We start from the raw sequence: 24,207 nt of genomic DNA, 5'->3' as shown, positions 1-24,207 counted from the left end.
GCTCAAGCCGTAATCCAAGGTCCAGATACCGATGAAGATATCACTCGCAGATGCCCACACCCTTGTTCGTACGACTTTGATACGCTGCAATGTTGCTGAAAAAAATGCAGCATCGGTTGCCACTGCATTGGTCAATGCCGAGGCGTCCGGGCAGGGCGGGCATGGTTTCAGACGTGTTCCGGCCTATTCGGCACAAGCCCGTGCAGGCAAGGTCGACGGACAGGCGACACCGGTTATGGAGAAAACGGCACCCGGGGTGCTGCGGATTGATGCCCAATACGGGTTTGCCTATCCCGCACTTGATCTGATGATGGATCATTTGCCGGACATGGTGCGCTCACAGGGAATAGCTATTGCCTCTATTCACAAGTCCCATCATGCCGGGGTGATGGGACTGACGGTCGAACGGCTCGCAGAGCAGGGCCTGGCCGCAATGATGTTTGCCAATGCGCCGGCGGCAATGGCCGCCTGGGGCGGGCGTCGTCCGATGTTTGGCACCAACCCGATCGCCTTTGGTATCCCGGTCGGGGATGCAGGTGATCCGATCATCATTGATCTGGCATTGTCAAAGGTGGCACGCGGCAAGATCATGGCGGCCAAACAAAAAGGTGTCGAGATTCCCGATGACTGGGCGCTCGACCCTGATGGCAACCCGACAACTGATCCGGTCAAGGCACTTGACGGTACGATGGTTCCGGCGGGCGGGGTCAAAGGGGCGGCCCTTGCCATGATGGTGGAACTGTTGGCCGCCGGTTTGACCGGGGCGCAGTTTGGTCACCAGTCTTCATCACTGTTTGATGACAAGGGCAAGCCACCAGCACTTGGGCAGATGATTATCGCAATAGACCCGATCACAACCGGCGGTGTTGGGGTTATTGATCATCTTGCCGAGATTGCAAACGAGATCGCGGCCGAAGATGGCGTTCGTCTTCCGGGGCGTCGCGGCAAGTTGGCACAGCTTTCAGCCCAGACCGAAGGCCTGGAAATCGAAGATGACGTGATTTCAGCGATCAATGACATAAAATAATACTGTTGGAATCAGACGATTAATTTGTGAATTTTACGAATTTTATCACGGTGAAAATGAAAAATATTTTCGTCTGATCTTGTTTTGGATAATTCTATTTTTAAATTTTCACAATTTATGACGGTATTTATTTTTAGTTATGACGCGATAATTTGATTTAATATTTGATGTATAGACAAGTTTGATTGTTGTTGGCGGGAATTAGCCCTCGTAATCATCGAACTGTAACATCAGTGTCACTGTAGAGTCGCCGTTCATGCGTAGTTTCTTCATCCAGCGAAACACATGCAGGCGATTTCTTGATGCTGGTTGTAGACATCTCTGGACTGAACAAAAGCTTTACCCGTGACAAGCGCGCGCTAAGCGACGTCAGGTTGCAGGTACGCGAAGGCGAAATGGTGGCGCTGATTGGCGCATCGGGTTCAGGAAAATCGACACTCATCCGTCACATCGCCGGTTTGCTGCGCGGAGATCGCGATGGCGGCAAAATCGTCGTGTTTGGCGAAACCATTCAGGAAAATGGCAAGATTTCGCGCGGTGCGCGCAAGGTGCGTGCAGAAATCGGCGTTGTCTTTCAGCAATTCAACCTTGTTAGCCGACTGTCGGTTTTAACCAATGTGCTGATGGGGCTTTTGGGGCGGGTGCCGGCCTGGCGCGGGTCGCTTGGTCTGTTTACCAAATCCGAAAAAATGCGCGCCATGGCAGCTTTGCATCGTGTCGGCATTGATGCACATGCGACCAAAAAAGCCCGCAATCTTTCCGGTGGCCAGCAACAGCGTGCAGCAATTGCACGCACAATCACACAAGGTGCGCGCCTGATCCTTGCCGACGAGCCGATTGCGTCACTTGATCCGGCCTCGTCGCGCAAGGTGATGAACACGCTTGATCGCGTTAATCGCGAAGACAATGTCACCGTGATCGTATCGCTTCATCAGGTCGACTACGCCAAGGATTATTGTAAACGCACCATCGCCATGCGCGATGGTGTTGTCGTTTTTGACGGACCTTCGACCCAGTTGACGCCGGAATTCCTGCGCGAACTTTACGGCGAATATTCTTCCGAGCTTTTTGCAGATGGTTCCGGGGACGAACAACGTCCAGCGGCTGAGCCGGTTGCGAAAAAGGATCTGGCTGTGGCGCAAAGCTAGCCGGGTCACCTTATGACTGCCTTACCTCATCGAAACACGTCCAATTCATATCTGACAGGGGACTTCCTATGATCCGTAAGACAATTGCATCCGCAGCTCTGGCTGCAACCTTGCTTGCATCCGGTATTGCAGCGGCTGATGTTGAGTACAAGCCGCTCGAACAGGACCCGGAGAAACTGGTATTCGGTTTCATCTCGACTGAGTCGAGCTCCAACCTCAAAGCCCAGTGGCAGCCGATGATCGACGACATGGAAAAAGCACTCGGCAAGGAGATCGAGGCATTCTTTGCGCCGGATTATGCTGGCATCATCGAAGGCATGCGTTTTGGCAAGGTTCATGTTGGCTGGTTCGGTAACAAGTCGGCAATGGAAGCCGTTGATCGTGCGGGTGGCGAAGTTTTCGTTCAGACCTCGAAATCCGATGGCACCAATGGTTATTATTCCCACATCATCACCCAGGCAGATAACGACAAGCTCAATACGCTTGCCGATATGCTGAAATGTGATGGTTCGCTGAATTTCGGTATCGGTGATCCGAACTCGACTTCGGGCTTCCTGGTTCCGACTTATTACGTTTTTGCCCAGAACGGTGTCGATCCGAAAGATTGCTTCAAGACCGTTCGTAATGCGAACCATGAAACCAATCTGATGGCGACGGCCAACAAACAGGTTGATGTTGCTGCCAACAACTCCGAACAGCTTGCCCGTACCAACATGAACAAGCCGGAAATCACCGACAAGGTCAAAGTCATCTGGACCTCGCCGCTGATCCCGTCTGATCCGATGGTTTATCGCAAGGACCTGTCACGCGAACTGAAATCCGAAATCAAGGCGTTCTTCCTTGGCTACGGTCGTATGGGTGACGTTGAAGGTGCCAACAAGGTTCTGGCTGGTATCCAGGACGGTATGGGCAAATTCATGGAAAGCTCGAATGCACAGCTTTACCCGATCCGTCAGCTGGCACTGTACAAAGACAAGCTGAAAATCCAGAACACCGAAGAACTGTCCGCTGACGAGAAAGCAGCCCGCGTTGCTGAAATCGACAAGAAACTGGCAGAACTCGATATCCTCGTTTCCTACGAGTAATCGGCCTTTTGACAGGGAGCACGCGCAAAGTGTGCTCCCTGTTTGCATTTACCATCCGGGATTAACACGATGAACAGCAGCATTTCTTCCGCATCATCTGTCGCGACGGCCATCCCGCCGCGGGATTTGAAAAGGTCTGCGTCAAGCTTCCTGCTTTGGGCCGTTATTCTTGGTCTTCTGGCCATGTCGTGGGAAGGTGCGGATATGCGTCCCATGGCCCTGTTTGAAAACAGTGGCAATATGGTCGATTTTGCCGAGGGGTTCTTTCCACCGGACTTCCTGATGTGGAAGACCTATGTCGAAGAAATGTGGATCACGATCCAGATCGCGATCTGGGGGACGGCGCTATCCATCGTCTGTTCCATCCCGTTTGGAATTCTGTCTTCTGAGAATATCGTACCGGTCTGGGTGTATCAGCCTGTGCGTCGCCTGATGGATTCCTTCCGTGCGATCAACGAAATGGTCTTTGCCATGTTGTTCGTTGTTGCGGTTGGTCTGGGGCCGTTTGCCGGTGTGCTTGCGCTGTGGATTCATACGACCGGTGTTCTTGCCAAATTGTTCTCCGAGGCGGTTGAGGCGATTGATCCCGAACCGGTCGAGGGCATTCGCGCAACGGGTGCCAATGCACTGCAGGAAGTTATTTTCGGGGTGATCCCGCAGGTGCTTCCGCTCTGGATTTCCTATTCGCTGTACCGTTTTGAATCCAATGTACGCTCGGCCACTGTTCTGGGGATTGTTGGCGCCGGTGGCATCGGTATGGTGCTGTGGGAATATATCCGCGGCTTCTATTATGCGGAAACGGCTGCGGTCATGATCATCATCATCATTTCGGTCAGTCTGCTTGATATGGTTTCCCAGCGTCTGCGCAAACTGGTGACCTGAATAAATGAGATTTCAAATTTCGCAGGCCAAGCCTGCCATGAAGTCCCTGTCGGAAACGCCGACGATTGATGCCAGTGCGACAGTTGTGGATTGCGAAATGGGTGTCTGGACCGAAGTTGGCCCACGGACATCCATGCGCGAAACGAAAATGGATGATTACTCCTATGTCGTGAATGATAGCGAGATCATCTATTCCGATATCGGGAAGTTCGTGAATATCGCGGCCCATACCCGGATCAACCCCGGACAGCATCCGATGGACCGCGCGTCGATGCATCATTTTCAGTATCGATCAAGCGCCTATGAGCTTGGCGATGATGATCCGGCCTTCTTTGACTGGCGCCGTGAAAGGCACGTCAGACTTGAACATGATGTCTGGATCGGGCATGGGGCGATTGTTCAGGGAGGTGTCACAATTGGCATCGGGTCCGTTGTCGGATCAGGTGCGGTGGTGACCAAGGATGTTGCACCATACACCATCGTGACCGGCATTCCGGCCAGTCCACTGCGCCCTAGGTTCGAAGCCGATATCGTTGATGCTCTTTTGCGCATTCAATGGTGGGACTGGTCCCATGAGATGTTGCGTGAACGACTAAGCGATTTCCGAACACTTCCGGTGCGCGATTTTTGTCTGAAATACGATACGGTCTGACGTTGCAAAGTCAGGAAAACTTGAGATCGCGCCGGGAAGGAATTCTTCGGCGCTTTTTCGTGAAACTTGATATTGCGCTGCGTCGTAACTGTTTCCAAGATGGGGCTTGGCCCCGCATTCTATCAAAGAGAAATCATGTCTGATTATCAGCGTTACGCACTTTACTATGCTCCGTCGTCACAAAGTGCGCTTGGGCGGTTCGGGGATGCCTGGCTGGGGCGTGATGCGGAGACGGGGAATGACATTGCGCGTCTTGCAATAGAAGGACTGGACGGGGGCGAGATCGTTGCCGCAACAACCTCGCCAGTGCGGTACGGATTTCATGGAACGCTCAAGCCGCCCTTTGCGCTGAAGGATGGACAAACCCGATCTGGTCTTGAGGTCGCGATCAACGATCTTGCCGTGCGGCTCACGCCGGTTCGCTGCGGACCATTGACCCTGAAAGCAATTGGCCGGTTTCTGGCGCTGGTTCCAACGGAACCGGTTGGGGAACTTGGCAAACTTGCGGCGTCACTGGTGCGGGTCCTTGATGACTTCCGCGAGCCCGAAGACGAAGCGGCGATGAACAAGCGTCGTGCGGTTGGGCTTACGGATCGGCAGGAAGCCTGTCTGGTGCAGTGGGGCTATCCCTATGTGATGGAGGAATTCCGCTTCCATCTGACCCTGACCAACAAACTTGATGCGGAGCAGGCGCAAAGATTTGAAACAGCCTTGCGGCCCGTCGTTGCCCCGCTTTGTCAGGACCCGTTTATCGTTTCCGATATCTGCCTGTTTGGCGATCCGGGTGATGGAAAACCGTTCCGTTTCCTTAAAAGATTTTCGCTTGGGGGATAACAAAAATGCTGCAGCAAAAACTGCAGCATTTTGTGCAAGTTCAGTACGTCGCGGAAGGATCTATGCCCGAGTGGCGATTGCCTGATCAATCTCGATCGCGGCAATGAAGCGGGCGATACCGGTTTCAAGGTCGGCATCATTATCGACATGAACGATATTGTTGCCATCAACCTGATAGGCCGATGCACGCGCAAGGCGACGTTCGATATCAAGGGCATCTTCGCGGCCACGTGCTTCAAGGCGCTTGCGCAACACATCGCGATTGGCCCGAATGTTCAGAACCCGAACATGATCATGTCCAAGCAATGCACAGGCATCATCAATCACACTGCGTGACACATTGACGATCACGGTTTTGCCATGTGCGACATCATCCTGCACATGGCGCGGTATGCCATAGCAAAGATCATGTGCCTTCCAGCTTAAAAGGAATGCCCCCTGTCGGGCCATCTGGCTGAAATCCTCGGACCGGACCGGAATATGGATCTCGCCAACCGATCCGGCCGGACGGGTGATGCAGCGCCGTGGAAAGCAGATATGACCAACGCCCTTAAGACGTTCGCGTGCTGCATCAAGAAGGGTGTCCTTGCCAACGCCACTTGGGCCGACGACAAGGACAAGAAGTCCGGTTTTTGCGATGCCATCCTGTGCATGGCGATCGGTCATGACACGCGCACACCTTCACGCCAGACACCACGCACAATCGGGTGGTGTGGTGAATGATGCACCCGGATCAGGTCGCCACGTTTTCCGGTGGCAATTTCACCACGATCCGTCAGGCCAACTTGCGTTGCCGGATTAAGCGAAACGGTGCGAATGGCACGCGGCAGATCATAGCCATCAAAATCATCAAACAGTTTCATCGCCCCATGCAGCAAGCTGTGCGGGACATAGTCACTTGAAATGATGTCAAGATAGCCATTCTTTGCCAGATCGCCCGCCGCGACATTGCCGCTATGTGACCCGCCACGTACAAGGTTCGGTCCGCCCATCATCACACCAAGACCGGCTTCGTGCGAAGCCCTGGCGGCTTCAAGCGTGGTCGGGAATTCGGCCACGGTCATCTTGTCCTGAACGGCCTCGGCGACATGTTCGACGGTTGCGTCATCATGGCTTGCAAGGGCAAGGTTCCTGGCGTGCGCCAGATCCACGACATGACGACGATGCTTGACGGAATAAAGTTCGGAATCGCGTTTGCGCGATGCGATGAACTTGCGCATTTCTTCGTCGCTCATGCCGTATTTGCCCTGATAATAGGTGTAATAGGCATCAAGGCTGACGAACTGGCGCTGACCCGGGGTGTGATCCATCACCGAGAGCATCTTGACCAAAGGCAGATCAACCAGATTATCAAGTGCCTCGATCAAGCCGCCATAGGACGTTTCACACCGCAGATGCAGTTTGTGATCTGCACGCAGCAACTTGTTTTCAAGGGCATGCTCAAGGGCGGTGACCGATTCAATCAGACGTTCGATACGTTCTGAACCGTCAGTTACATCGCCAACCGAAATCGCATCAAAAACCGTGGTGATCCCGGCACTGGCAACCTGATTGTCGTGGGCGATAACGGCCGCTGTGGCCGGCCAGCGGGTTTTCGGGCGCGGGGTCAGATGCTTTTCAAGGTTGTCGGTATGAAGTTCGACCAGGCCGGGCATCAGGTAATCGCCATCCATGTTTTCGGCTCCCGGAATGTTTGATGGCCGATCAGACACATCAACAATCATTCCGTCCTTTATCTGGATGGCACCATCAATGACCTCATTTGCCAGAACGAGTTTGGCATTGGTAAAAATCTGTTCAGTCATTGGCCCCAACTTTAAACGAAGTCACATCAAACGACCCGGTGCAGACCGCATCGCGGGTTTCATGGTCATGGAAGATACCGGCAATTGCGGCACCGCGTCCCTTGGCTTCTTCAATCAACGCCAAAACAGTGGCGCGATTTTGGGCGTCAAGCGATGCGGTCGGTTCATCAAGCAGCATGACCGGATAATCGGCAATAAAGCCGCGCGCAATATTCACGCGTTGTTGCTCGCCCCCGGAAAAGGTCAGCGGTGAAAGCTGCCACAGGCGTTCAGGAATACGAAGCCGGGTCAAAAGATCGCGCGCCTTGTCCATCGCAATCTCGCGGGCGGTGCCCAGTGCAACAAGCGGTTCGGCGACGATTTCAAGTGTCGGAACGCGCGGGATCACGCGCAGGAACTGGCTGACATAACCCATCGTGCGTTTACGCACCTCAAGGATCGAATGCGGGCTGGCCGTGGTGATGTCCAGCCAGTCACCATCATGGAACACCTTGATGGACCCTTCTGAACATGTGTAATTGGCATAAAGCATGCGCATAAAGGTACTTTTCCCCGAACCCGATTCACCGGTCAGTGCGATGCATTCTCCGGCTGACAGGGTGAATTCCACGCCTTGAAAAACCGGAATGGTCACGCTGCCCTGGGTATGGAGCGTAAAGCTTTTGCCAACGTTTTGAGCATGAAGCATTTCAGACATTTTCTCGCCCCGGTCAGTTCTGAAGAATGGAAGAAACAAGCAGCTGGGTATAGGGATGCTGCGGGTCATCAAGAACCTGATCGGTCAGGCCGTGTTCAATCACCTTGCCCTGCTGCATCACCATCAGCCGGTGCGAAAGAAGCCTCGCAACTGCCAGATCATGGGTGACGATGATCACCGCAAGATTAAGGTCGTGAACCAGCCCGCGCAGCAGATCGAGCAATCTGGCCTGAACAGAGACATCAAGGCCACCCGTGGGTTCGTCCATGAAGACGAGGCGCGGGCTGGTTACGAGGTTACGGGCAATTTGCAGACGTTGCTGCATGCCGCCCGAAAAGGTTGATGGCAGATCATCAAGGCGCTCGGATGCAATTTCGACCTTGCCAAGCCAGCTGTCGGCGTTGCTGCGGATGTTGCCGTAATGACGATCCCCGATTGCCATCAGGCGTTCGCCAATATTGGCCCCGGCACTGACATTCATGCGCAACCCGTCACGCGGGTTCTGGTGAACAAATGCCCAGTCGGTGCGCATCAACAGACGACGCTGGGCTTCAGACATCTGGTAAACATCGCGCACGCCATCAATGCGGGTGTGGTATTCCACTGTCCCCTTGGTCGGTTCCTGCTGGGCGGAAATGCTGCGCAGCAAAGTGGATTTTCCCGATCCGGATTCCCCCACAATGCCAAGTACTTCACCGGGGCGCAGTTCAAAGCTGACATCCTTGCAACCAACCCGGTCGCCATACATCATGGTCAGGTTGTCAACGCGCAAAAGCGGATCAGTCATCTGGGTCATTATTCTGCTGCCTTTTCGCGTGATGCATTGCCAAGAGGTTGGTCGTGATGTTGCGGGCCGCGATGGCCTGCTTCCTGTCGCTCGGCACAGTAATCGGTGTCCGAACAGACAAACATCCGGTTGCCCTGATCATCGAGAATGACTTCATCAAGGTAACTGTCATGTGCACCACACATGCCGCATTCGTCTTTCCATGTCTGGACTTCGAACGGGTGGTCCTCGAAATCGAGGCTTTTGACCTTGGTGTAGGGCGGCAGGGCATAGATGCGTTTTTCGCGCCCGGCCCCAAACAGCTGAAGGGCCGCCATATTGTTCATTTTCGGATTATCGAACTTCGGCGTTGGTGATGGGTCCATCACATAGCGATCATCGACCATCACCGGATAGGCATAGGTGGTGGCGATGTGGCCATGGCGTGCAATATCTTCATAAAGTTTCACATGCATCAGGCCGTATTCTTCAAGCGCATGCATCTTGCGTGTTTCGGTTTCGCGCGGTTCAAGGAAACGAAGTGGCTCGGGGATCGGTACCTGATAGACAAGAACCTGATCTTCGCGCAGTTCCTTTTCCGGGATGCGGTGGCGGGTCTGAATGATCGATGCCTCGGCGGTCTTTTCGGTCGTTGCGACTTTTGCCGTCTTGGCAAAGAACTGACGGATCGAAACCGCATTGGTGGTGTCATCCGCCCCCTGATCAATGACTTTAAGGGTATCATTCGGGCCAATGACCGCTGCAGTCACCTGCACGCCGCCCGTGCCCCAGCCATAAGGCATCGGCATTTCACGACCGGCAAACGGGACCTGATAGCCCGGAATTGCGACGGCCTTAAGAAGGGCACGCCGGATCATCCGTTTGGTTTGTTCATCAAGATAGGCGAAATTATAGGCCGTTGCCCCATCCGCCGGATTATTCGCAAGTTGTTCCATGGAATTACTCCGCGGCTTCGGGTTGGGATTTCGCTTCATCGGCTTCAAGCTTGGCCAGTCTTTCTTCGACTTCGGCCCGCATGCGACGGACAAGTTCAAGTTCGCCCTGGAAATCGACGTAATGCGGCAGCTTGATATGTTCGACGAAACCGGTCGACTGGACATTGTCGCTGTGTTCCATGACGAACTCGCTGTCCTGTGCCGGGCCCATGATCTGTTCGCCCATTTCATCGGCGCGCATGGCGCGATCAACCAGCGCCATGGAAATCGCCTTGCGCTCGTTCTGGCCAAAGACAAGGCCATAGCCACGGGTAAATTGCGGAAGCTTCGTCTTCGATCCCTTGAACTTGTTGACCGTTTCACATTCGGTCAGTTCGATATCGCCGATATCAATGGCAAAGCCGAGTTCTTCGGGTTCGATCTCAACCGATACGGTGCCATAGCGGATTTCACCGACAAAGGCGTGGCTGTTGGCGTAGCCGCGCTGGGTTGAATAGCCAAGGGCAAGGACAAAGCCCTCATCGCCGCGGGTCAGGTTCTGCAAACGAAGGTCGCGACCAGCCGGGAACTTGATCGGTTCGCGTGTCAGGTCGGCGACCGGCGCGGTGTCATCGACCGGTACCGGTTCATCCTGAATAAGGCCTTCGTAATTCAGGATGTCATCCAGAACGCGCGGCATGTTTTCATCGACCGGACGTTCGCCACTTGGTGCATCAAGCGGGTCTTCACCATTTGCCATCAGGGTGAAATCGAGAAGGCGATGCGTATAGTCAAAGGTCGGGCCCAAAATCTGACCGCCCGGAAGGTCTTTGAAAGTTGCCGAAATTCGGCGGGACACATCCATATCCGCGGTCCTGATCGGTTTGGAAAAGGCAAAACGCGGCAATGTCGTGCGATAGGCGCGCATCAAAAAGATCGCCTCGATCAAATCACCGCGTCCCTGCTTGATGGCAAGGGCGGCCAGATCGCGGTCATAAAGCGATCCTTCGGCCATGACCCGGGTGACGGACAGCGACAATTGCTGTTCGATCTGATCGGTTTCGATCTCGGCAATTTTCTTGTCGCCACGGCGCTGTTCGGCAAGCAGCCGGTGGGCATTGTTGATGGCGCGTTCGCCACCTTTAACGGCAACATACATGGTTAAATGACCTCAATCCGGGTGGTGCGCGAAAGGGCGGCAATCTTGGTCGGGCTTGCGAAAATCACATCAACCCCGCACGGGAACATGTGATGGTTTTCCGCACGCCATGCGTGGAAGCTTGCGGGCAGTTTTTTGATATCAAGATCATGGCTGTCCTTGATCCCCGGTCCGGTCAGTTTCATGGCCGGGGCGTTGGAAATCTCATCAACCATCAGGATCAGGGTTGCCGATTGATCAGGATATTCAGCATTGCCAACCGAAAGGTGGGTGATGAAGGAAAGATCATCATCAATGCGGGCGACTGCGAAATCGGCCTTGGCAACGTCATCGCTGATCGGGCAACCGCAATGGAATTTCAGATGATCCGTTGCGGCCTTGGTCACGCAGGTTGGCGATAACCATATGGTGGTGTCCATATCGGCCATGGCAAGAAGGGTGGCGGTGGTGGTTGCATTCAGGCCATCGGGTGTCGCCACCGAAACGGGCACATCATAAATGCGCCCCGGACGGGACAGGGCATCTAGCAGAACACGAAAAACCGCATTGGAATCAAATGCGGCATGGTCAAAGCCCGGCAGCAGCTCGCTTGTCTGGGATTGCAGGGTCATTCGTCTTCTCCGCGGACAAGGGTAAAGAAATCAACTTTGGTGGCCGCGACCTTGCGCGCATGTTCGTGTTTGGCATTGGCCTGTGCGGCGGCAAGATCATCAATGAAATCGCAGGCTGATCCATCGCGCAGCATGATTGCATCAAACAGGGCGGCATATTGTGCCTGCAACCGGTCGCGGCCTTTGACATAGGAATGGCCGACGGTGCCGTCAGACAGGGTCACGGCACAGCGCGTGACAGTCATTTCACCCAGATTGAAGCGCTGTCCGGCACCGCCAGCGCGACCGCGTACCATGACCATGCCGATTTGTGGTTCGCGCAAATGGGACCATTTCACGTCGCTATAGGTATCAGCCCATTTTGTTTCCAGCACCGTACGCGGCGTGCGGGCAAGAACCGACATCCAGCGCTGCCTTGCGGCAGTCACACCATCAACGGCCTTTGTCTGGGGGGGATTCAATGGATTGTGATCCTGGCCGGGCCCAGCGGTCTGGGCAGTTTGCGCCGTCATCTGTCTGATCCTTTTTCAAGCATGTCGACAAATTTAAAATTTGTCTAGACGTCTATACATATTCACGTTATAAGATGATTTATCGACTTTGGCAAAGGTCTTGCGGTGAAAGTTTTGTGAATGGGAAATGAGATGGATTGGGAGCCGGGGCTATCTATCTGGAAGCAAATTGAAAAACAGCTTCTTGCCGATATCGCGGAAGGTGTGTTTTCACCGGGCGACAAGATGCCGACCGAGATGGAACTTGTCCGTCGTTTCGGAGTGAATCGCCATACAGTGCGCCGTGCAATGGCGGCACTTGTCGATACCAATGTGGTCCGCGTTGAACAGGGACGTGGTGCCTTCGTTCAGGAACAAATTCTTGATTATCCGTTGGGATCAAAAACCCGTTTCTCGCAGATTGTCTCGGGGCGTCATCGCCTGCCCGACAAACGACTGATCTCTTCAGAAGTCCTGAAGGCCAGTGTCACGGTCGCGCAGTTTCTTGATGTCAAACCGGGCACGCGCGTGATCGAGCTGTTTTCGGTATCGGAGGCCGATGGTGTGCCGCTTGCGGTGGCGACAAGCTATCTTCCGGCGGCGCGCTTTGACGGGATTGTCGAAATATTCGCCCAGACCAAATCCCTGACCGAGGCCCTGAAACGGTTCGGGATTGATGATTACAGCCGCAAGACGACCCGCATTTCGGCAACCTTGCCATCATCGCGTGTGGCAAGCCTGCTAAAACAGGCCAAGAACCGACCGGTTATCTCGACCGAAAGTGTCGATATCGATTCAGCCGGGGTGCCGATTGAATATGGTGTGACGGCCTTTTCGAGTGATCGCGTGCAATTGATTGTCGAATAATCGTGCCTTTCAGTCCCTGCCCGCAAGGCGCAGAGAATAAAAGTGAGTTAACTAACTATCTCCGGGATAGTAGTTTCAACGACCGTCGATAATGCATATACGCGTCAATATTCCCGACCGGGACGGGCTTTATAGACCGGGAAGCTGAGCTTGAATTTGATGGCGCAGGCCCGCAGCATGAACGCACAGAAAAATGCGATGAAGGCAACGGGGCCGCGTGGCAAATCAAGAAGGGCTGTGCCCACGACATAGATGCTCGCGCCCAGAAGTGCGCAGCTGATATAGATTTCCGGACGCAAGATCAGCGGGATTTCGTTACAGACCACGTCGCGAACCATGCCGCCAAAGGTCGCGGAAATCATACCCAGAATGATCGCGACAAGCGGCGAAACCCCAAGATTAAGCCCGATTGCTGCACCTGTAACACCAAACATGGCAAGACCCAGCGCATCAAGCCAGATCAGGGCGACATAACGTCGTTCAACAAGATGTGCAGTGAAATAGGTAAACACCGCAGCCCCGATGCACGTCACCACCCAGGCCGGATCGCGGATCCAGAAAACCGGCGTTGCCCCGGTAATCACATCGCGTACCGTACCGCCCCCGATCCCGGTAAATGTCGCAATCAGAATGAAACCGACAACATCCATCTGACGCCGGGATGCTTCCAGCGCGCCGGTGATTGCAAAAACCGCAACCCCCGCCAATTCAAGCCAATAGATAATCTGGGTAATGGTCATGACGTCCTGTCTAGCTTGTCTGTTGCGGAAGCGGGCTTTTGGTCGGTGTGCGCAACCTGGCAGCAACCACGTCTTCAAGCTGGTTGCGCAGCCATCGATGCGACGGATCATGCTGATAGCGTTGATGCCAGCACATATAGATCGGCAGATCAATCGTACCGGCCCGAAGTGTTGATAAAGGAACCTGGCTGCGGGCAAAGTCACGCAGGGCATGTTGCTTTAGCAGGCTTGGCAATGTTGCGATCATCTGACTGCCCCGCAGAAATTCGGCAATGGCCGTGAAATTCGGCACCCGCAATACGATGTTACGATCAATCCCCTGATTTTCAAGAAGATCATCGAATTCAAGTGTGCGGTTATTGCCATATCTGACGGTGATATGGCGCGCTGACAAATAGTCATCCTGACTGGTCGGGGCTTCGCGCATGTCAGGGTCATAAAAGACCATATAATGGTCGGTCAGAAGCCGTTTCTGAACAATATCGACACCTTCGGGCGGGCGCGGCGAAATCAGAAGATCACAGCGGTTTTCGCGCAACAAGGCGGGGCCCGGCAAAAGCGACGGCACCACGGTCATGCGAATGTCGGCAAGCTGGCCTTGCAAGCGTGAAAACAGGCTTGGCAGTAGAAGATCACGCTGCAGATCATTTGCAGCAATCGTCAAAGTCATCTCGGCTGCTTCGGGATCGAAATCCGCCCCGCTGGCAAAGGCCTGCATCTGATCAAGAAGAAAGCGTGCCTGCTCGGCCAGGCTTTGGGCATGAGCCGTTGCAACAATTCCGCGTCCGGATTTGGTGAAAAGCGGGTCACGCATGATCCGGCGCAGCTTGGTCAGATTGTGACTGACTGCTGATTGGGTGACGCCAAGCCGCTCGGCGGCTGCTGTTACCGATCCTTCTTCAAGGACGGCAAGAAACAGTCGCAAAGCATGACCGTCCAGTTCCAAATGATCGAAATTACTCATGAGTTAGATGATAAATCATGCATTTATTTTATGCAATTGGCTGCGCAGGATGATCACAAGACCGGCAAGAACCGGTTTGTTCATTTTGCGGAGGAAGATCTATGGAATTCTATCAGCGTGACAGAACGCTTCAGCCAGCGGGCTATACCCCGATTTACAAGACATCGGTAGCGCGGTCCCCGCGTCAGGCAATGTTGTCATTGCAGGGGTCCCTGTCGGAAACCACTGGCCCGGTGTTCGGTCAGAATGAATTGGGGCCGCTTGATAACGATCTGATCCGCAACTATGCCAAGGATGGCGATCCGATTGGCGAGCGTATTATTGTGCATGGGCGGGTTCTTGATGAAAACAACCGCCCGGTTCCCCATACGCTGGTGGAATTCTGGCAGGCAAATGCCGGTGGCCGTTATCGCCACAAGAAGGATACCTATCTTGCCCCGATTGATCCGAATTTCGGCGGATGTGGTCGCGCGCTGACCGACGAGAACGGCTATTATTTCTTCCGCACCATCAAGCCGGGCCCTTACCCCTGGCGCAACTACGTCAATAGCTGGCGTCCGGCCCATATCCATTTCTCGGTCTTTGGGTCCGGCTTTGCGCAGCGTCTGATCACCCAGATGTATTTCGAAGGTGATCCGCTGATCAAGGAATGCCCGATTGTCCATGTTATCCCGGATGAAGATGCGATCAACCGTCTGATCGCGCCGATTGATCTGAACGGATCAATCCCGCTCGATACCATTGCCTACAAATTTGACATCGTTCTGCGTGGTCGCCGTTCGACCCTGTTTGAAAACCGTCTGGAAGGGAACTGATCCATGGTGCAGTCACTTGATTATCTCAAAGAAACCGCATCCCAGACGGCGGGGCCCTATGTTCATATCGGACTGATCCCCAAACAGGCCGGCTTTGATATTTTTGAAAACAACTTCACCAATATCATGGCCGATGAAAACACCCGGGGCGAACGGATCATCATCGAAGGCAGGGTGATTGACGGAACAGGCACGCCGCTTCGCGATGCGCTTCTGGAAATCTGGCAAGCCAATTCAGACGGGCGCTATAACCATGAACTTGACCGTCAGAAGCAAGGCCAGATCGACGAGGGTTTCCGTGGCTGGGGCCGTGCAGGGACCGATTTCGATACCGCTGTCTATCGGTTTGAAACCATCAAGCCCGGCGTGGTATCGGGGCGCAATGGTCTGGATATGGCCCCGCATATCAATTTCTGGATTGTCGCACGTGGTATCAATATCGGGTTGAACACCCGGATGTATTTTGCCGATGAACAGGAAGCAAATGCCAGTGATCCGGTCCTGAACCTGATTGAGCAAACCGAACGACGCAAAACCCTGGTTGCCAACCGTGATGATAGCGGTCCTGTGCCGGTCTATCGGTTCGATATTGTTTTACAGGGTGAAAACGAAACCGTGTTTTTCGATGTCTGACGGGCGTTTAAACCGGCATTCTGGCTGATTTTAAGGAATGGCAGTCATGCTCAATGGCTGCCATTTTTTGTTGGAACTTCTTCTTCAAAACCGCATCTGCAATTCTTATATTCCCAACATTGCTGACGTGGTGGGTCAACCCGTCGCACCGAGGGCCGACAGACAACAAAAACAGACCCCGGTTTTGGAGAGTGAGAGGATCAGCCTTGGCTAAGGTCTTTGAGGTCGGAATCCGTGTGCAAGTTGCACTGGCAACCGCGCTTTTGGTTGTTGGTTTGGCGGCGCTGATGAGCTTTGTCATCAGCAAGCGCTCTGGGGCGGATTTGCAAAACCAGATTGGCATCGGGGTTTCTGATATTGCGCTTCAGATGGCTGACGAGCTTGACCGTACGATGTGGACACACCGTGGCGAGGTTTCTGTTCTCAGCACATTACGCGTATTGCGCGAGATGCAGGACGTCCGCGAAATCAGTTCTATTATCAACCGGTTACGCCATGAAATTCCTATATTTACCTGGATCGGTGTGCTGGATCGCGACGGCACGGTAGTTGCCGCGACGAATGATCTGCTGGTTGGGGCCAATATCGCCCAGCGCCCGGTTTTCCAATATGGCAAAAATGGTCAGTTCATCGGCGATGTTCACGATGCCAAACTGCTTGCCGAAAAATTCCCGCTTTATAATGGCGAACCGATCCAGTTCGTCGATATCGCCGTTCCACTTGTTAATGACAGTGGCGAATTCACCGGTGTTCTTGCCACCCATCTAAGCTGGGAATGGGCCGATGCCGTCCGCAAGTCCCTGTTTAGCGGACAGGGTATTCATCAGAATGTCGATATCTTTGTGATCTCGCAGGATGGGACGGTGCTTTTGGGGGGGGATGGCAATCTGGTTGGTTCCAAGCTTTCCCTGGATGCGTTGAGTGAAGCACAGAGTAAGCATATTGGTTGGAAAATAAGCACCTGGTCTGACGGGAAAGAATATCTGACCGGTTATGCCCCGGCAGACGGGCATCTTGATTACAAAGGGCTGAGCTGGTCCATTCTTGTTAGACAGCATGTCGAGGACGCATTGGCGCCGGTCTATGACTTGCGCCGCGATATTCTGTTGTGGGGATTGCTTCTGGCTTTGGTCTTTAGCGCCATTGCATGGTGGGCTGCGGGATTTCTGGTCGGGCCTATTGGCAAGATGGTCGATGGCATCGAAGCCATGAAGCGTGGCGAAATCAGCAATCTTCCCGATGTGCGCGGGGCACGGGAAATCAACATTCTGTCAAAAAACCTGCAGGCACTATTGACCAAGCTGACCGAAAAAGATGCCGCACTTGGTGAAATGAAACGTATCGCACACCATGACAAACTGACCGGTCTGGGCAACCGGTTGGCACTTGATGTCTATTTCGAGCATGCAGTTGCTCGTGCGGACCGCAAGGGGGCCGAGATCGCGGTTCTGATGCTTGATCTTGATGACTTCAAGCCGATCAATGACCGGTTTGGTCACGCCGCAGGCGATGATGTCCTGCGCGAGGTCGCAAAACGCCTGCGCCGTTGTGTGCGCGGTGGTGATCTGGTGGCACGGCTGGGCGGTGACGAGATGGTGCTGGTTTGCCATATCGACCAGAATGGCAAGGAGGAAGCCGCCATACTGGCCGAGCGCATCCTTCATGAAATTCTGATGCCGTTCATTACCGGCGGGAACCGTGTTTCGATCAGTATGAGCATCGGTATTGCACTATATCCCAATGACAACCGCGAACCTGAGCAGCTTCTGGAACATGCCGATGCGGCACTTTATGCCGCCAAGGCGCGGGGCAAGAACGGATACATCGTGTTTTCCGATATCGAAGACCTGACGGACAATTCGTCGTCCTGCGCATAATCGAGTGACTGTTTGGTCTAAAGGTCGCGGGTGGTTGCGGCCAACGCAACTAGAACAGGTTTCTTGACTTTGGTTCAGGGCGTCGTAATAAGCATTTCATGACAGTTTCATCAGAAAAAGATCTCGACCATCTGCGTCGGATCGGCCGAATTTGCGCGCGCGCCCGCGACGTGATGGGGGCCGCCGTTGTTCCCGGTATTACAACCGCGGAACTTGATCATATCGGTCGTAAAATCCTTGAAGATGCGGGCGCTGTTTCCGCACCTGAGGCCGAATACAAGTTTCCGGGTGCGACCTGTATCAGTGTGAACGAAGCCGTGGCACACGGCATTCCTGGTGATCAGGTTCTGGCTGATGGCGATCTGGTTAATATCGACGTATCGGCATCGCTTGACGGATATTTTTCCGATACCGGTGCCAGCTTCATTTGCGGCACGCCAAAGCCTGAAATCGTCAAGCTGTGTGAAGATGGCAAAAAGGCAATGTGGGCGGGCATCAAGGTCGTGCGCGACAAGGCCCCGATCCGCGAAATCGGTCTTAAGATCGAAAGCTTTGCCCGCAAGGGCGGCTATACCCTGATCCGTAACCTTGCCAGCCATGGCATTGGCAAATCCCTGCATGAACATCCCCATACCATTCCGACCTGGGATGATCCCAAGGAACGCCGCTCGCTTAAAAAAGGGCAGGTGATCACAATCGAACCGTTCCTGTCCTATGGTGCGAAATGGGCGCTGGACGGAGATGACGGCTGGACATTGTTTGCCGATACCGGCGATGCCACTGTTCAGTATGAACATACCCTTGTCGTGACCGATAAGGGCTATGAGATCATGACGCTGGGCGGATAAGAGAGACAGGAATGCTGCAATTCATGTTGCAGCATCTTTTGCAGCAAAAAGCCGCCCGAATGATCCGGGCGGCTTTTGTTTTTGGTTGGTCTATAAGTGGGTTGCTTATGCGCCGTATTTCGCCTTGGCTTCGCGGCGGCGGGCATGCAGGACAGGCTCGGTATAGCCGTTTGGCTGTTCGCGACCCTTGAAGACCAGATCACAGGCCGCTGCAAAGGCAACACTGTCATCAAAGTTCGGGGCCATGTTGCGATAGGTCGGATCGCCAGCATTCTGTTTGTCAACGACGGCTGCCATGCGCTTCATGGTTTCCATCACCTGTTCTTCGGTGCACAGGCCATGATGGAGCCAGTTTGCAATATGCTGGCTTGAAATACGAAGCGTCGCGCGGTCTTCCATCAGGCCGACATCATTGATATCTGGCACCTTGGAGCAACCCACGCCGCTATCGATCCAGCGGACAACATAGCCAAGGATACCCTGGGCGTTGTTATCCAGTTCTTCCTGAATTTCGCGTGGCATCGGTTTGGTGTCACCCATGCGCGGGATCGCCAGAATGTCATCAAGGCTTGCGCGTTCACGTTTGCCGATCTCGTCCTGTACGGCGCGCACATCAATCTGGTGATAATGCATGACATGCAGGGTTGCGGCCGTCGGCGACGGAACCCATGCACAGTTGGCACCGGCTTTTGGATGGCCGATTTTGGCAACCATCATTTCTGCCATACGGTCCGGCTTGGCCCACATGCCTTTACCGATCTGGGCAATGCCCTTCATGCCGCATTCCAGACCGACATCAACGTTCCAGTTTTCATAAGCCGAAATCCAGTACTGGTCTTTCATGGCTTCCTTGCGGACAACCGGACCAGCTTCCATGCTGGTGTGGATTTCATCACCGGTACGATCAAGGAAGCCGGTATTGATGAAGACAACGCGGTCTTTTGCAGCACGGATGCATTCCTTGAGGTTCACCGTCGTGCGGCGTTCCTCGTCCATGATGCCGACCTTAAGAGTGTTTTCCGGAACATTGATCGCACCTTCGACAAAGGCAAACAGATCATTGGTCAGGGCGACTTCCTCGGGGCCGTGCATTTTCGGCTTTACGATATAGACGCTGCCATGGCGGGAGTTGGAAAGCTCGTTCTTGCCTTCCACATCATGCTTGGAAATCAGGCCGGTGATCATGGCATCAAGGAACCCCTCGGGGATTTCATTGCCATTGGCATCAAGCACCGCATCCGAGGTCATCAGATGGCCGACGTTACGCACCAGCATAAGGCTGCGTCCCGGAAGAACGACTTCGTTGCCGTCAAATCCCTGATAGGAACGGTCTGCATTCAGGCGACGGGTAACTGTCTTGCCACCTTTTTCGAATTTTTCTTCAAGCGTGCCTTTCATCAGGCCAAGCCAGTTGCGATAGACAAGGGTCTTGTCTTCGGCATCAACGGCGGCGACTGAATCCTCGCAATCCTGAATGGTTGTCAGTGCAGATTCGAGAATGACATCGCAAACACCCGCGGCATGTTCCTTGCCAATCGGATGGGTCGGATCAATGCGGATTTCGATGTGAAGGCCGTGATTGCGCAGAAGGATTTCCGCAAGCGCACCACTCTTTTCGTTATAACCAATGAACTGTGATGGCTGTGCCAGCGCACTTTCGCTGCCATCAGTCAGGGTCACGACCAGCGTCCACCAACCCGATCCGTCTTCGCGGACTTCGTATTTTGCGGCATCGGCATGTTTTCCGCTGGCAAGCGGCACTGCCTTGTCGAGGAAGTCCGCCGCATAGGCCACAACAGCAGCACCACGTTTCGGGTTAAAGCCCTTGGTCTTTTCCTTGCCATCGGCATCATCGATCACATCGGTGCCATAGAGCGCATCATAAAGGCTGCCCCAGCGCGCATTGGCTGCATTGAGTGCGTAGCGTGCATTCATCACCGGCACAACAAGCTGCGGGCCAGCAACGCGGGCAATTTCCGGATCAACATTAGTGGTGCCGATATAGAAATCATCACCTTCCGGAAGCAGATAACCGATCTCGGTCAGGAATTCCTTGTAGGCGGCCGGGTCGCGGGCCTGATCCTGACGTGACAGGTGCCATTCGTCGATCTTTGCCTGAAGTTCGTCGCGCTTTGCCAGCAGAGCCTTGTTGCGCGGGCCAAGCTCGGTGACGAGTTTTTCAAAAGATGCCCAGAACTGATCGGCATCGATCCCGGTTCCGGGAATGATTTCATTGGCAACCAGATCATGCAAAACCGTTGCAATCTGAAGGCCGCCTTTTTGAATACGTTGGGTCATGTTTTCTCTCACCAGACTTGGAACCGCCGCGGGTGTGGGTGTCTGTCCGAATATGGGCGACATCCTCGTCACGTCTCCGCGCTTTCATTTGCCACAACATATGGGTTGAATCCCCGATGGGTCCACAGTCGGTTTTATTATTTTGGGATGTTTTCCGTATTATGGAATTAAACCCGGTACGGATTTGTGCATCCATGCCGGGATCAAAGACATCATATCAGGTGATGGCATCAGCCGCGCGGTTTGTCTGAACCGGTATCATCCTGCTCGTTTTTATCTGCAACACCAGTTGCTTGCACTTGTCCGTCAACCGGTACTTGTCCGATGTCATCAGGATGCGCGGTGCCATCCGGTGTCATCATCCCGGCGATTTCATCGGCATCCAACGTCTGGTTTCCCGGTATGCTGCCATCCGGTTCGATATGGCCCGGATCATCGGTGATCGGGGATAATTCAAACGCCATCGGCGTTGTGCGCGGTACGGCAACGAACTGTCCCTGTTCCTCGATACTGATGCGACGGCCAAAGCCGGCACGATAGATCGCGAAACTTGCGACGCAGACACCGATGATTGCAAAGAATACCGGAAGCGCCCACGGGCCCATCTGCCCGATGGCACTGGCACCCAAAAGTGGGCCGGTGGCGGCCGACGCACCATAAATAATCAGAAGACCACCCGATGCCGGGACGATATCCTCGGGTTCGAGATAGTCGTTCACATAGGCCACAGCCAATCCATAGATCGGCATGATAAAGACGCCGGTGATCCCGCCCCAGAGTGTCAGGTTGTTTCTGATCATTTCCGGGGCTGCCAGTGGCAGAAGACCACAAATCGCCAGTCCGAGCAAAACCACGATCATCACATACTGGCGCGGCACCATGTCCGATATCTTGCCAATCGGGAACTGCATGATCATGCCGCCCAGAATGACAAAGAACATGAAATAGGCAACATCCTGTGTCGGCAGACCAAGGTCGGCGGCAAAGACCGGACCGACACCATAAACCGCGCCCGACAGGACGCCAGCACCCGACGCGGCAACAAAGCCAAGCGGGGAAATATTGTAAAGGCGACGGAATGTCATGCGCTCGCCACTGACTGCGGTCGGCGGTGGTTGACGGGTCAGGGCAAGCGGCACCAAAGACAGCGACAGCAAGACCGAGGCGACGGTAAACAGCTCAAAGCTGTCAATTGGCGAGACATTGAGCAACAACTGACCAATCGCAAGCCCGCCAAGTGATACCGTCATGTATATGGCAATTGTGCCGCCGCGTGACGTGTTATCAGCCTGTGCATTCAGCCAGCTTTCAATCACCAGATACAGGCCCGATACACAAAGACCGGTCAAGGCGCGAAACAGCGACCATGTAATCGGATCAACGATGACTGCATGCAGCAATGTAATAGCTGACCCGGTTGATGCCAGTGCGGCAAATGTCCTGATATGTCCCACCCGGTTGACAAGACTGGCACCCCAGACGATTCCGGCAACAAACCCGATATAATAGGATGCCATGATGATACCGGTGAAGATCGGTGCGAATCCTTCGGACGAGGCGCGCAGAGCCAAAAGTGATGATTGCAGTGACGCACCACTATTAAGCGCAAATGCCGCAAATAATGTGGCTGACAGTGCAATGATCAGTGCGACCGGCGAGCGCGGCATGGCATCCTCGTCTGAGTTTTGTGGGGTAATGATACCCTGCGGTATGGGTGCAAAGCATGTCAATCCAAACAAGCCGTTGAGGCAAAAGGATTGTCATCCATTTTGGAGCTAACGTTGGCTTGCACAATAAGTTCCCGTGCAAATTCATCGCATCCTTTAAGCGCGAAGCCTAACCGCGAACAGTGCCTGTTTTGCGCAACTGGCATGTGAAATGCGGACTGCTTGGTGGTCAATCAATGGACCGTCATGCCAACAAGCTGCTTGACCTTGACGCGATTGATGCTTTCTATGACCGGGAATTTGGTTCTTTTTGCCAAAACCATCCCGAAACCGGGCTGGTTTTTGCGCGATTTCGCCACCAGCGAAACGGTTCACCTTCAAGTTCGGCAGTCAAAGCCGACCGGTGGATCACCATACGAGGGGAGGAAACCTTGAAAATGAAACGTACTCTTGGCGCTATTGCCGCCGGTGTGATGGCACTGTCCATGGCGACTGCGGCACAGGCCGAAACCCGTGTAACCCTTAAATCGGCCAAGGCAGCGTCGTCTTATTACCAGATGGCTGCCCAGTTTGCCGAAGCAATGAAAGTCGGCACCAACGGTGATGTGATCGTCACTGTCGAAGAAAGTCAGGGTTCGGTCCAGAACGTCATGGAAGCCATGGTGCGTCCGGGCAATTATGTGTTTACCTCCCCGCCCGGTCTGGTCGGTCTGGCACAGGCTGCCAAAGGCCCGTTCAAGGACCGCCCGGCTGAAAAATTCGCTGGTGTCCGTGCTCTGTTCCCGATCCCGTCCCTGACCATGCATTTCGTGATGCGCGCAGATTCCGGCGTAACCGATTTCCCGGGTCTTGAGGGCAAAACCATTCTGCTTGGCAAGGGATCCTTCGGTGCAAGCGAAGGTGAAAAATACCTCAAGCTGTTTGGTCTTGAAGGCAAGGTCAATCTGGCAGATGCCGAACTGTCGAACGCCGTTGCTGCGATTAAAAATGGTCAGATTGACGGTTTCGTCACGGCGGGCTCCTGGCCTGCACCGAACGTCATCGAAGCGGCGGCTGGCACAGATGTAAATGTTCTGTCGCTATCTGACGAACAGCTTGCCCTGACCAAACGCGACAAGACGGTTATTCCGGCAGGTACCTATTCCAATCAGGATCAGGACATCACCACGGCGTCGCTTTCGGTTGTTGCCTTTGCAACCGACCAGATGGATGACGATACTGCCTATCAGCTAACCCGGACCTTCTGGGAACAGAAAGCCAAAATGGGTGAAAGCTCTTCCTGGTGGAATGGTGTTGCACCGGAAATGCTTGCCAATATTACCGGCAAAATCCACGCAGGTGCCCTGCGTTACTATGCCGAGGCAGGCTTCCCGATCCGTGACGATCAGCGCTAGGACCTGATTTTA

The 24,207-nt window shown here is 54.0% G+C and carries 24 protein-coding genes; 12 read left to right on the top strand and 12 right to left on the bottom strand.

Annotated elements, in window-relative coordinates; genetic code table 11:
* Positions 1 to 31: 31 nt before the first annotated feature.
* The 6 genes from WA318_RS17835 to WA318_RS17810 all read left to right on the top strand — a co-directional run bounded on the left by WA318_RS17835 (position 32) and on the right by WA318_RS17810 (position 5,628).
* Positions 32 to 1,027, top strand: a complete 996-nt coding sequence (locus WA318_RS17835; protein ID WP_336083294.1) for an Ldh family oxidoreductase — start codon at positions 32 to 34, stop codon at positions 1,025 to 1,027.
* Between the two features lie 302 nt (positions 1,028 to 1,329).
* Complete coding sequence (gene phnC, locus WA318_RS17830) at positions 1,330 to 2,175, top strand: phosphonate ABC transporter ATP-binding protein (RefSeq protein ID WP_336083292.1); 846 nt, start codon at positions 1,330 to 1,332, stop codon at positions 2,173 to 2,175.
* 68 nt (positions 2,176 to 2,243) lie between these two features.
* Positions 2,244 to 3,260, top strand: a complete 1,017-nt coding sequence (gene phnD / locus WA318_RS17825) for a phosphonate ABC transporter substrate-binding protein (RefSeq protein WP_336083290.1) — start codon at positions 2,244 to 2,246, stop codon at positions 3,258 to 3,260.
* A 69-nt stretch (positions 3,261 to 3,329) separates the two neighbouring features.
* A complete protein-coding gene (gene phnE, locus WA318_RS17820; RefSeq protein WP_114096969.1) occupies positions 3,330 to 4,142 on the top strand; it encodes a phosphonate ABC transporter, permease protein PhnE in 813 nt (270 codons plus the stop codon).
* Between the two features lie 4 nt (positions 4,143 to 4,146).
* The gene (locus WA318_RS17815) at positions 4,147 to 4,794 is read left to right on the top strand and encodes a chloramphenicol acetyltransferase (RefSeq protein ID WP_336083284.1); all 648 of its coding nucleotides are present in this window, start codon (positions 4,147 to 4,149) and stop codon (positions 4,792 to 4,794) included.
* Between the two features lie 135 nt (positions 4,795 to 4,929).
* Positions 4,930 to 5,628 (top strand): DUF1045 domain-containing protein, encoded by a 699-nt coding sequence (locus WA318_RS17810; RefSeq protein WP_336083282.1) that lies wholly within the window; start codon positions 4,930 to 4,932, stop codon positions 5,626 to 5,628.
* Positions 5,629 to 5,688: 60 nt separating this feature from the next.
* Here WA318_RS17810 and phnN read toward each other — a convergent pair whose 3' ends face one another.
* From phnN to phnG, 8 genes are read right to left on the bottom strand one after another with little or no spacing between them, the layout of a single operon-like run.
* Positions 5,689 to 6,294 carry a phosphonate metabolism protein/1,5-bisphosphokinase (PRPP-forming) PhnN gene (gene phnN, locus WA318_RS17805; protein WP_336083280.1) on the bottom strand — a complete coding sequence of 202 codons (606 nt, stop codon included), beginning with the start codon at positions 6,292 to 6,294 and terminating at the stop codon, positions 5,689 to 5,691.
* On the bottom strand, positions 6,291 to 7,433 hold the full coding sequence (locus WA318_RS17800) for an alpha-D-ribose 1-methylphosphonate 5-triphosphate diphosphatase (protein WP_336083278.1): 1,143 nt from the start codon (positions 7,431 to 7,433) through the stop codon (positions 6,291 to 6,293). Before WA318_RS17800 ends, phnN begins: the two co-directional genes overlap by 4 nt.
* Positions 7,426 to 8,130: a phosphonate C-P lyase system protein PhnL gene (gene phnL / locus WA318_RS17795; protein WP_220150275.1), complete on the bottom strand. Its 705-nt coding sequence runs from the start codon at positions 8,128 to 8,130 to the stop codon at positions 7,426 to 7,428. Before phnL ends, WA318_RS17800 begins: the two co-directional genes overlap by 8 nt.
* A 13-nt stretch (positions 8,131 to 8,143) precedes the next feature.
* Positions 8,144 to 8,926: a phosphonate C-P lyase system protein PhnK gene (phnK, locus tag WA318_RS17790; protein ID WP_443082648.1), complete on the bottom strand. Its 783-nt coding sequence runs from the start codon at positions 8,924 to 8,926 to the stop codon at positions 8,144 to 8,146.
* Positions 8,926 to 9,852 carry an alpha-D-ribose 1-methylphosphonate 5-phosphate C-P-lyase PhnJ gene (locus tag WA318_RS17785; RefSeq protein WP_336083275.1) on the bottom strand — a complete coding sequence of 309 codons (927 nt, stop codon included), beginning with the start codon at positions 9,850 to 9,852 and terminating at the stop codon, positions 8,926 to 8,928. The genes phnK and WA318_RS17785 overlap by 1 nt, the downstream gene beginning before the upstream one ends.
* Positions 9,853 to 9,856: 4 nt before the next feature.
* Positions 9,857 to 10,990 carry a carbon-phosphorus lyase complex subunit PhnI gene (locus WA318_RS17780; RefSeq protein ID WP_336083273.1) on the bottom strand — a complete coding sequence of 378 codons (1,134 nt, stop codon included), beginning with the start codon at positions 10,988 to 10,990 and terminating at the stop codon, positions 9,857 to 9,859.
* 2 nt (positions 10,991 to 10,992) lie between these two features.
* Positions 10,993 to 11,601: a phosphonate C-P lyase system protein PhnH gene (gene phnH, locus WA318_RS17775; RefSeq protein ID WP_114096975.1), complete on the bottom strand. Its 609-nt coding sequence runs from the start codon at positions 11,599 to 11,601 to the stop codon at positions 10,993 to 10,995.
* Complete coding sequence (phnG, locus tag WA318_RS17770) at positions 11,598 to 12,113, bottom strand: phosphonate C-P lyase system protein PhnG (protein ID WP_114096976.1); 516 nt, start codon at positions 12,111 to 12,113, stop codon at positions 11,598 to 11,600. Before phnG ends, phnH begins: the two co-directional genes overlap by 4 nt.
* A gap of 132 nt (positions 12,114 to 12,245) precedes the next feature.
* On the opposite strand from phnG, the gene phnF reads away from it, so the two are divergent.
* Positions 12,246 to 12,959, top strand: coding sequence for a phosphonate metabolism transcriptional regulator PhnF (phnF, locus tag WA318_RS17765; RefSeq protein ID WP_258548611.1), 714 nt, complete (start codon positions 12,246 to 12,248; stop codon positions 12,957 to 12,959).
* A 104-nt stretch (positions 12,960 to 13,063) separates the two neighbouring features.
* Here phnF and WA318_RS17760 read toward each other — a convergent pair whose 3' ends face one another.
* Together WA318_RS17760 and WA318_RS17755 are read right to left on the bottom strand one after the other, a co-directional pair.
* Positions 13,064 to 13,699 carry a trimeric intracellular cation channel family protein gene (locus WA318_RS17760; protein WP_114096978.1) on the bottom strand — a complete coding sequence of 212 codons (636 nt, stop codon included), beginning with the start codon at positions 13,697 to 13,699 and terminating at the stop codon, positions 13,064 to 13,066.
* A 10-nt stretch (positions 13,700 to 13,709) separates the two neighbouring features.
* A complete protein-coding gene (locus tag WA318_RS17755; RefSeq protein ID WP_336083267.1) occupies positions 13,710 to 14,663 on the bottom strand; it encodes a LysR family transcriptional regulator in 954 nt (317 codons plus the stop codon).
* Positions 14,664 to 14,764: 101 nt separating this feature from the next.
* On the opposite strand from WA318_RS17755, the gene pcaH reads away from it, so the two are divergent.
* The 4 genes from pcaH to map all read left to right on the top strand — a co-directional run bounded on the left by pcaH (position 14,765) and on the right by map (position 18,836).
* The gene (gene pcaH, locus WA318_RS17750; RefSeq protein WP_114096980.1) at positions 14,765 to 15,478 is read left to right on the top strand and encodes a protocatechuate 3,4-dioxygenase subunit beta; all 714 of its coding nucleotides are present in this window, start codon (positions 14,765 to 14,767) and stop codon (positions 15,476 to 15,478) included.
* Positions 15,479 to 15,481: 3 nt separating this feature from the next.
* The gene (gene pcaG, locus WA318_RS17745; protein WP_336083264.1) at positions 15,482 to 16,111 is read left to right on the top strand and encodes a protocatechuate 3,4-dioxygenase subunit alpha; all 630 of its coding nucleotides are present in this window, start codon (positions 15,482 to 15,484) and stop codon (positions 16,109 to 16,111) included.
* A gap of 206 nt (positions 16,112 to 16,317) precedes the next feature.
* The gene (locus WA318_RS17740) at positions 16,318 to 17,988 is read left to right on the top strand and encodes a GGDEF domain-containing protein (protein ID WP_336083262.1); all 1,671 of its coding nucleotides are present in this window, start codon (positions 16,318 to 16,320) and stop codon (positions 17,986 to 17,988) included.
* A gap of 98 nt (positions 17,989 to 18,086) precedes the next feature.
* Positions 18,087 to 18,836, top strand: coding sequence for a type I methionyl aminopeptidase (gene map / locus WA318_RS17735; protein WP_114096983.1), 750 nt, complete (start codon positions 18,087 to 18,089; stop codon positions 18,834 to 18,836).
* Positions 18,837 to 18,941: 105 nt separating this feature from the next.
* Here map and WA318_RS17730 read toward each other — a convergent pair whose 3' ends face one another.
* Positions 18,942 to 21,134 (bottom strand): malate synthase G, encoded by a 2,193-nt coding sequence (locus tag WA318_RS17730; RefSeq protein WP_336083260.1) that lies wholly within the window; start codon positions 21,132 to 21,134, stop codon positions 18,942 to 18,944.
* Between the two features lie 230 nt (positions 21,135 to 21,364).
* Positions 21,365 to 22,801 carry an MFS transporter gene (locus WA318_RS17725; protein ID WP_258548612.1) on the bottom strand — a complete coding sequence of 479 codons (1,437 nt, stop codon included), beginning with the start codon at positions 22,799 to 22,801 and terminating at the stop codon, positions 21,365 to 21,367.
* A 437-nt stretch (positions 22,802 to 23,238) separates the two neighbouring features.
* Between WA318_RS17725 and WA318_RS17720 the strand changes: the two genes are divergently transcribed.
* The gene (locus WA318_RS17720; RefSeq protein WP_336083257.1) at positions 23,239 to 24,195 is read left to right on the top strand and encodes a TAXI family TRAP transporter solute-binding subunit; all 957 of its coding nucleotides are present in this window, start codon (positions 23,239 to 23,241) and stop codon (positions 24,193 to 24,195) included.
* Positions 24,196 to 24,207 lie beyond the last annotated feature (12 nt).

Source organism: Thalassospira sp. CH_XMU1448-2 (assembly GCF_037027285.1).
Taxonomy (GTDB): Bacteria; Pseudomonadota; Alphaproteobacteria; order Rhodospirillales; family Thalassospiraceae; genus Thalassospira; species Thalassospira profundimaris_C.
Note: the sequence above shows the minus strand (reverse complement) of the source record. Positions and strands in the feature narration are given on the sequence as shown.

What these genes read in the sequence shown, in the direction of transcription:
- WA318_RS17835 (WP_336083294.1), top strand. Translation starts at nt 32, where the DNA reads ATGAAGATATCACTCGCAGATGCCCACACCCTTGTTCGTACGACTTTG.
- phnC (WP_336083292.1), top strand. Translation starts at nt 1,330, where the DNA reads ATGCTGGTTGTAGACATCTCTGGACTGAACAAAAGCTTTACCCGTGAC.
- phnD (WP_336083290.1), top strand. Translation starts at nt 2,244, where the DNA reads ATGATCCGTAAGACAATTGCATCCGCAGCTCTGGCTGCAACCTTGCTT.
- phnE (WP_114096969.1), top strand. Translation starts at nt 3,330, where the DNA reads ATGAACAGCAGCATTTCTTCCGCATCATCTGTCGCGACGGCCATCCCG.
- WA318_RS17815 (WP_336083284.1), top strand. Translation starts at nt 4,147, where the DNA reads ATGAGATTTCAAATTTCGCAGGCCAAGCCTGCCATGAAGTCCCTGTCG.
- WA318_RS17810 (WP_336083282.1), top strand. Translation starts at nt 4,930, where the DNA reads ATGTCTGATTATCAGCGTTACGCACTTTACTATGCTCCGTCGTCACAA.
- phnN (WP_336083280.1), bottom strand. Translation starts at nt 6,294, where the DNA reads ATGACCGATCGCCATGCACAGGATGGCATCGCAAAAACCGGACTTCTT.
- WA318_RS17800 (WP_336083278.1), bottom strand. Translation starts at nt 7,433, where the DNA reads ATGACTGAACAGATTTTTACCAATGCCAAACTCGTTCTGGCAAATGAG.
- phnL (WP_220150275.1), bottom strand. Translation starts at nt 8,130, where the DNA reads ATGTCTGAAATGCTTCATGCTCAAAACGTTGGCAAAAGCTTTACGCTC.
- phnK (WP_443082648.1), bottom strand. Translation starts at nt 8,926, where the DNA reads ATGACCCAGATGACTGATCCGCTTTTGCGCGTTGACAACCTGACCATG.
- WA318_RS17785 (WP_336083275.1), bottom strand. Translation starts at nt 9,852, where the DNA reads ATGGAACAACTTGCGAATAATCCGGCGGATGGGGCAACGGCCTATAAT.
- WA318_RS17780 (WP_336083273.1), bottom strand. Translation starts at nt 10,990, where the DNA reads ATGTATGTTGCCGTTAAAGGTGGCGAACGCGCCATCAACAATGCCCAC.
- phnH (WP_114096975.1), bottom strand. Translation starts at nt 11,601, where the DNA reads ATGACCCTGCAATCCCAGACAAGCGAGCTGCTGCCGGGCTTTGACCAT.
- phnG (WP_114096976.1), bottom strand. Translation starts at nt 12,113, where the DNA reads ATGACGGCGCAAACTGCCCAGACCGCTGGGCCCGGCCAGGATCACAAT.
- phnF (WP_258548611.1), top strand. Translation starts at nt 12,246, where the DNA reads ATGGATTGGGAGCCGGGGCTATCTATCTGGAAGCAAATTGAAAAACAG.
- WA318_RS17760 (WP_114096978.1), bottom strand. Translation starts at nt 13,699, where the DNA reads ATGACCATTACCCAGATTATCTATTGGCTTGAATTGGCGGGGGTTGCG.
- WA318_RS17755 (WP_336083267.1), bottom strand. Translation starts at nt 14,663, where the DNA reads ATGAGTAATTTCGATCATTTGGAACTGGACGGTCATGCTTTGCGACTG.
- pcaH (WP_114096980.1), top strand. Translation starts at nt 14,765, where the DNA reads ATGGAATTCTATCAGCGTGACAGAACGCTTCAGCCAGCGGGCTATACC.
- pcaG (WP_336083264.1), top strand. Translation starts at nt 15,482, where the DNA reads ATGGTGCAGTCACTTGATTATCTCAAAGAAACCGCATCCCAGACGGCG.
- map (WP_114096983.1), top strand. Translation starts at nt 18,087, where the DNA reads ATGACAGTTTCATCAGAAAAAGATCTCGACCATCTGCGTCGGATCGGC.
- WA318_RS17730 (WP_336083260.1), bottom strand. Translation starts at nt 21,134, where the DNA reads ATGACCCAACGTATTCAAAAAGGCGGCCTTCAGATTGCAACGGTTTTG.
- WA318_RS17725 (WP_258548612.1), bottom strand. Translation starts at nt 22,801, where the DNA reads ATGCCGCGCTCGCCGGTCGCACTGATCATTGCACTGTCAGCCACATTA.
- WA318_RS17720 (WP_336083257.1), top strand. Translation starts at nt 23,239, where the DNA reads ATGAAACGTACTCTTGGCGCTATTGCCGCCGGTGTGATGGCACTGTCC.